8 protein-coding genes and 2 pseudogenes are annotated in these 6,162 nt (G+C 30.0%); 5 read left to right on the top strand and 5 right to left on the bottom strand.

The features are described from left to right. The first annotated feature begins 21 nt into the window (after nucleotides 1-21). A complete protein-coding gene (locus tag ACK1U5_RS13765; RefSeq protein ID WP_016109355.1) occupies nucleotides 22-300 on the top strand; it encodes an ArsR/SmtB family transcription factor in 279 nt (92 codons plus the stop codon). A 339-nt stretch (nucleotides 301-639) separates the two neighbouring features. Here the strand turns inward: ACK1U5_RS13765 and ACK1U5_RS13760 are convergent, their stop codons facing one another. Next, nucleotides 640-933: an LCI fold-containing protein gene (locus tag ACK1U5_RS13760; RefSeq protein ID WP_000475232.1), complete on the bottom strand. Its 294-nt coding sequence runs from the start codon at nucleotides 931-933 to the stop codon at nucleotides 640-642. A gap of 480 nt (nucleotides 934-1,413) precedes the next feature. Here ACK1U5_RS13760 and ACK1U5_RS13755 point away from each other — a divergent pair, with 480 nt between their 5' ends. From ACK1U5_RS13755 to ACK1U5_RS13745, 3 genes are all read left to right on the top strand, one after another. Further along, nucleotides 1,414-1,614, top strand: coding sequence for a hypothetical protein (locus tag ACK1U5_RS13755; RefSeq protein ID WP_000420155.1), 201 nt, complete (start codon nucleotides 1,414-1,416; stop codon nucleotides 1,612-1,614). Nucleotides 1,615-1,699: 85 nt separating this feature from the next. After that, nucleotides 1,700-1,888, top strand: coding sequence for a hypothetical protein (locus tag ACK1U5_RS13750; protein ID WP_000571721.1), 189 nt, complete (start codon nucleotides 1,700-1,702; stop codon nucleotides 1,886-1,888). Nucleotides 1,889-1,954: 66 nt separating this feature from the next. After that, nucleotides 1,955-2,155, top strand: coding sequence for a hypothetical protein (locus ACK1U5_RS13745; protein WP_000565400.1), 201 nt, complete (start codon nucleotides 1,955-1,957; stop codon nucleotides 2,153-2,155). A 460-nt stretch (nucleotides 2,156-2,615) separates the two neighbouring features. Here the strand turns inward: ACK1U5_RS13745 and ACK1U5_RS13740 are convergent, their stop codons facing one another. Next, a complete protein-coding gene (locus tag ACK1U5_RS13740; protein WP_000171870.1) occupies nucleotides 2,616-3,275 on the bottom strand; it encodes a DUF4064 domain-containing protein in 660 nt (219 codons plus the stop codon). A 341-nt stretch (nucleotides 3,276-3,616) separates the two neighbouring features. Then, nucleotides 3,617-4,122: pseudogene (locus ACK1U5_RS13735) on the bottom strand (excalibur calcium-binding domain-containing protein). Between the two features lie 511 nt (nucleotides 4,123-4,633). Between ACK1U5_RS13735 and ACK1U5_RS13730 the strand changes: the two are divergent. Beyond that, nucleotides 4,634-5,170, top strand: a complete 537-nt coding sequence (locus tag ACK1U5_RS13730) for a methyltransferase family protein (protein ID WP_000465022.1) — start codon at nucleotides 4,634-4,636, stop codon at nucleotides 5,168-5,170. 131 nt (nucleotides 5,171-5,301) lie between these two features. Here the strand turns inward: ACK1U5_RS13730 and ACK1U5_RS13725 are convergent. Both ACK1U5_RS13725 and ACK1U5_RS13720 read right to left on the bottom strand, forming a co-directional pair. After that, nucleotides 5,302-5,544: pseudogene (locus ACK1U5_RS13725) on the bottom strand (YolD-like family protein); the annotation flags it as partial. Between the two features lie 67 nt (nucleotides 5,545-5,611). Continuing rightward, on the bottom strand, nucleotides 5,612-6,073 hold the full coding sequence (locus tag ACK1U5_RS13720; protein WP_000796355.1) for a hypothetical protein: 462 nt from the start codon (nucleotides 6,071-6,073) through the stop codon (nucleotides 5,612-5,614). Nucleotides 6,074-6,162 lie beyond the last annotated feature (89 nt).

Here is a 6,162-nt window from a genome sequence, read left to right as displayed (position 1 = left end):
GATCTGTTACATGTTTTTCAGATGGATTTTAGTTTCTATACCGAAAGTATAAAAGTTTTAGGCTTATTAGGGAATTCTACTCGATTATCAATTGTTTGTAAATTGACTACATATGGATCGTTGTCAGTTTCTGATTTAAGTAAGCAAACAAAAATTACAGAAGATTTGATTGTACAACATTTGCGTAAATTAGCCTCTGGAAATATTGTAATTAGTGAACGTATAGGGAAAAGGCTTTATTTTAAAATAAAAGATAATAAAACAATTGAGATTATTAGGGTATTAGGGTTACAAAGTTAATATTAATTACTTTCGATATAAATGCTTTTGCTATAACTTAATTGTGTAAAATCACAAGTAGTCCACCTAAGGAAATAGGTGGGCTTTAAATTCATAAAAAAAGACCCCTAAAGGTGCCTTCCTGGGACTTGAACCATCTTAATTTTGAAAAATGGCATTGAAGGAATTTCTTTATTTATAACTATATTAGGGATGTTAATAATGGTATTTTATAGTGATATGAAAAAATTAATTATTAATGAATTTAAAATAAAAAGAAGACCGAACTAGAATAACAATCTAGTTCGGTCTTCTTTTTATTTGTTTACTTGTTTTCTTGGAAAACTTAATTAAAGTTTCTTAATTATTACTTGTTCGCCATCCTTCATAATGTCCTGTCCATGAATTTTTACTTACTTCAGTTGCTCCTTTTAAATACCAAGTCACTCCATCCCACTCTTTTACAGTAGGTATTTCCCCTTTTGATTTGTAACCAGGAAAGTCTTGTTTTTCTTTTTTCTTAACAAAACTTTTTTTATTATCAATCGTTTTTAATTTTACACCTGTATCAGTAGGTGTTTCCGCAAATACTCCTCCAGCACCAGATAACATAATTCCAGTTGCTAATGTTCCAATTATTACTTTCTTGAACATGAAAAATCCCCCTTTTTTGGAATGAATATTACATAAATAACAATACCATATTATTTGTATTTTCTAACATTTGAATTTATTTATAAATATTTAATTGAATATTTAAACTATACAATTAATATGAAAAGATTTAAAAATAATTAGTTCTATTAGTAGTGAATCTCAAGTCAATGATTGGAAGAAAACTAAATTATTTATGGGGTAAGAAGTATAGAACTCAAACTTTTTTTTGAATTTATATTCAAAAGTTTACTTTCAAATTAGAAAAGGCTAGTCCCTCGATACCCTTTTTGGAAATAAAGAAAGGACACCCTAAGGCGCTTTACTCCTCCTTGGACTATCCTTTATTACTACGGTAACAATTAATAAATTAAATTATAAAAATAATTTGTTATACTTCTATGTACCCTAGTTGGTATAATGTATAAGGCAATTATTGGTTAATTAATAACGAACATATATTAGGGAGGTATACAAGTCATGGAACTAATAATTTTTTCATTTGTATTAGTGGTAATATTCTTTATTCTTTCAATAACTTTAAGTGGTAAAGGTCAGCGAATAGCAAAAGAAGTTTTAAAAGAGCTTATTAATGGTCCTGAGGGAAAAATGTTGGTAGGTTTTTTTGGAACTTTAGCAGTTATAGGAGTAATTTTTATCATTTGGTTTTTATTGAACTAAACATTCCAGTTACTCAGGCTGATACAAGGTGCAAGAAAATTACTAGATAATTAAAGGTACATATATATTAGGAGGTACATAAACCATGATAGAGTTAGTTACGGCGTTTTTCTTACTAATTCTCCATTCCATTGTTTATCTCTTTTCAAGTGGAGAAACTAAGCAAATAGCAAAAAAACATATAAAAGAAATTCTTAATAGTCCTGATGGAATAATAATATTAGTCTTTGCTGCGGCACTTTTAATCGGGGGGATATATTTATTAACATTATGATTTCAGATATCTTAGTTTAAAACGTATAAGGAAATTAATAGCACGCATTAGGGAGGTACATAAGTAATGATAGATATAATATTCTCATTCTTCTTAGTGGTTACTTATTTCATTATTTATCTTTTTTCAAGTGGAGAAAAGAAACAACAAGCAAAAGAAAATCTAAAAGAAGTTATTACAGGTGCGGATGGTAAACTCCTATTAGTTACTGTTATGGGAATTCTAATCATGGTAATCTGGTTATATTTTTATGTTTTAGGTTTATGAATATAAACTAAAATCATATCCAAGTATACGAGATAATGGTTCACCTGGGAAGTATGCGTATTATGGTGGAGAATAGGACACTGGTGGTCTTTTTGGAGAAGCTAAATGTGTTATGAAACTGATGAACCGGATAATAGGTAGTATATAAAGGTCTTATCTTTTTTATAGGAAGATAAGGCTTTTTTATGCATAAAGAAAAGACACCCAAAGGTGCCTTTCTCCGACTTGAACCACTTTAATTTTAATAATATGTATTGGACGCCAATCCAAATATTATTTTACCATGTTAAGTTGTATTGTACATTGAGAAATTTGGTATACCTCTTTATTTGAACGTAAAAAGCCCTAGAGGGGCTAGGACTTTTTGACAGAATGAAAATGATTCAAAAAAGGACTTATATAACGTAACATATGAATGTTTCATAAATGTATCGTAAAAGTGAACAAAATCTATATTTTGTTATTTTACTCCATCTCTTTCTAATGCTTCTTTTAGCATTCCTTCAGCTTCTTTTCTAATTTCTTCAGGTGTCATCTGGTCCACTGGTTTATAATTACCGTTTTTATCGTAGTCGGCTGTGTTAGTTTTTGGCTCATTTGTAGATGGCGGAACAGATTTATTAGGGTTCTCGTGTGTTATAACTTGAGATGCAGGAGATCCCTCTGTTTTAGACCTGTTTTGCTTTGTTAACTCTTCTTCTAACTTTTTCACTTGATCATCAAGAGCTTTATTTTCTGTTTCTAATGTTTTTATGTTTTTGTGAAGTACCTCATTTTCTTCAACGATTTGTTCATTAAAGTTTAGTCGGTTCATAGGTTCTTTTTCTGGTGATATACCTACTATAATAATTGCCATTAACATTAGTAATCCTGAAAAAACGAAATGATTTTTTGCTGTTTTTTTTAATAAGAGTTTAATAAATCCTTTAATTAAATAATAAATCCCGATAATTATAGTGTAAGTGAACGTCATAAACATGGTATGGAAAATCGTTCTAGATGTGAGGCTTGGGAATTCTCCAATTGTTTCATAAAGCGCACCATATGTAACCATCAAAATTGCAGCATACATTATCGTCAATATTAAGACGACAATTAAAAATTTTTTAAATAGTGTCAAAGCTATTCCTCCTGTAAATCTTAGATGTATTAGATAATTTAATAAAAAAATAAAAGTACTCTTTTGAGTGCCTATTTTAAGCAGATACAGTAGCTTTACCTTAACCTTTACGGAAGATACCCATTAATCCACCGATCATTAAAGCTATAAACGCGAAAATAAGGCCAAAAATACCATCAATAAGACCTAATACAAATTCAGTTGTTCGTTTCATTATAATCTCTTTAATTATGTAAAATGTAAGATTTCCGAGCTTATCATAGCAAACAATCAATTCTAATATTGTCATATTATGTCGAACGGAAACAAAAAAGCACTCATAAGAGTGTTTATCCTTAAATCTAATGTTTTTTACTAGATTTTTTATGTCCTTTATTTCGTTCACAAGCTACACCATCGCCATCACGATCTAAATGCGAAGCATAAGCTGGGCTATCTGGAGTTATATCGTAGTAACCAGCATTATTTGCATCTGTACAGTTTGCAAAGTGAACTTTCTCTTGTTTAGGTGCAGCTTGTTGCTGAGGTGCTGTATTAGCTGCAGCTTTTTGTTGTTCCTGTTCTTTTGCTCTAGCTACTTCTTGTTGTTTCTTTTGTTCTTCAGCCTTTTTCTGTTCTTCTAACTTCTTTTGCTCTTCAGCTTGTTTTGTTCTTCGGCTTTTTTCTGTTCTTCTATTTTCTTTTGTTCTTCGGCTTTTTTCTGTTCTTCTATTTTCTTTTGTTCATCTTCTTTTTTAGTTTCTTGTTTTGGTTCTTCTGATGTATTTGCTTTATCATTTGAACCACAAGCAGCCAATCCCATAAGTAACACGCTGCATGCTAAAGCCATTAATAATTTTTTGCTCATAATTTAATTCCTCCAAGATATATATAATGTAATATTTCTGGACAATCTTATTAAAATAAACATCTGTATATTGTCATATCGTGTCGAATGGGAATAAAAAAGATAGCCATAACTCTCAATGGAAAAATGATAAGAATTTACCGATGGATATTAGAGCAATATCCTCTATTTTTTACTAATATTAAATAATAGTTTTTATCAAATCTATCGGGAGATGTGGTTTTAATGTGGGGTAGGGGTGTGTATCAAAAGGTGTACCTTTTGGGAATGTTAAATTTTATATTTTTATAAACTTAATACCATATTAAGGTGATAGTAGATTGTAAGAGTGATAATAGGTGTAGATTTAAAATAAAATTCGATTATTTATAATAAAGATAGATAATTTGTAATAAAGATTGATAAAAGAACCTGTGTTGATATGATCTTAGGGTCATCCAAATTGCGTGACCTCATTGATAAAAATAAATAGGTTAATCATTCGACACTTTTATTGAAAGGAGAGAGAATTATGTTTTTTATAGCATATTTGCCTATTTTTTTGTACTTATTATTAGAATTTTATAGAAGTTCACCTGTTAAAGAAGAAAAACAAAATAGTGGTTCTAGTTTTTTTATCGGAGCAGTTTTAGCCTTGATGATAACCATTCCAGAGATTATATATTTCTTTACAATAAATAAGGTTAATTCATTTCTGTTTTTTGGTGTTATTGTTGGGCTAATTGGTGTATGGATTAGATTTTCTTCAATGAATACATTAGGGCGATTTTACAGTAGGAACGTCGGAATGCAGGGAGAACATAAGTTAATTCAAAGCGGTCTGTATAAATATATTCGCCATCCTGGTTATTTAGGTTCTTTTCTGACCTTTTTAGGGTTTGCTATATCTTCATCTTCGTTCATTGCCATTATCATAAATATCTTTTTATTTTTTCTTGCGTATTCGTATCGTATAAAAGTTGAAGAGAGAACCCTTGTTACACTATTTGGTGAACAATATAAACAATATCAGTCCAAGACTTGGCGAATTATTCCGTTTCTATACTAGAAATTATAGGAGAAAGTTCAAAATAAGTTACTAAAGTCATTTTTCCTTATTCAGCTAACGGGTGCGTTAGTTCCAAAAAATAAGATGATTCCCTTGTATTTTTACACTCCTTTAAATAATCTAAACCTATGTTATTTAACATCTATTATATTAGAAAATTGCAGTTTTATCTTGTTATAAAAAGCATCGGTACATAAAACAGCGCTATTTGGTGGATCAATATTAACAACAGTCATATAGCTAGAGAGTAAATAGCCATCTTCATAATATGTAATTAGTATTTCTTCTTCAGATAATAAGGAACATAACAACATGTTCTCAATCAGTTCTTTTTCTTCAGCGGTTGAGATTGGACGGGGTACCCTATACGTTTCTTAATTATTTTAATTGTACTAGAAATTGTGAATAAAAAAAGAGAGCCGAAGCCCTCTATAATAACTACTAATAACCATGGTCACTACTCTCATAGTAATATGAATTTGATTCACCACAACAAATACATGTTGTTTGTTGGATAAATAATGGACTAAGTTCAGCGTTAGCTGTAGTGGCATTTGAGAAAGTAATACTTTGAACATCCTCAAATAAGAAAGTTTTTCTATCTCCTGGTGTTAATGTAATTGTTTGTGGGGTTGTGGAATTAAATGTTCTAATAGTCAATGTAACAAACGAAGCAAATACAGGGCTAAAACTAAAACGAATTAGAGTTTTATTGTGATTAGTTGTAAAATTTTCAAATAGGGTAATTGTAGAACCGGGTGGGATTTCAAGACTTGTAGGGGTAGTTTCAGAGCCGAAAATTGTAAATGTCTCTATGAAACAGTTACTGGAGTTTGAAGAGTTACATGATTTATCTTTTTTCTTGTAATATTTCTTTCCATCTTTACAGAAATAATCTGCCATATCTAATCATTCCTCTCAAAAAAGAGTTTAAGGTTGTCCCATATTATATTATGAAGGTTGTATAAAAAGGTTCTAGTTTAAAAGAGTAA

The sequence above is a fragment of the Bacillus sp. XB1 genome (assembly GCF_053557995.1).
Note: the sequence above shows the minus strand (reverse complement) of the source record. Positions and strands in the feature narration are given on the sequence as shown.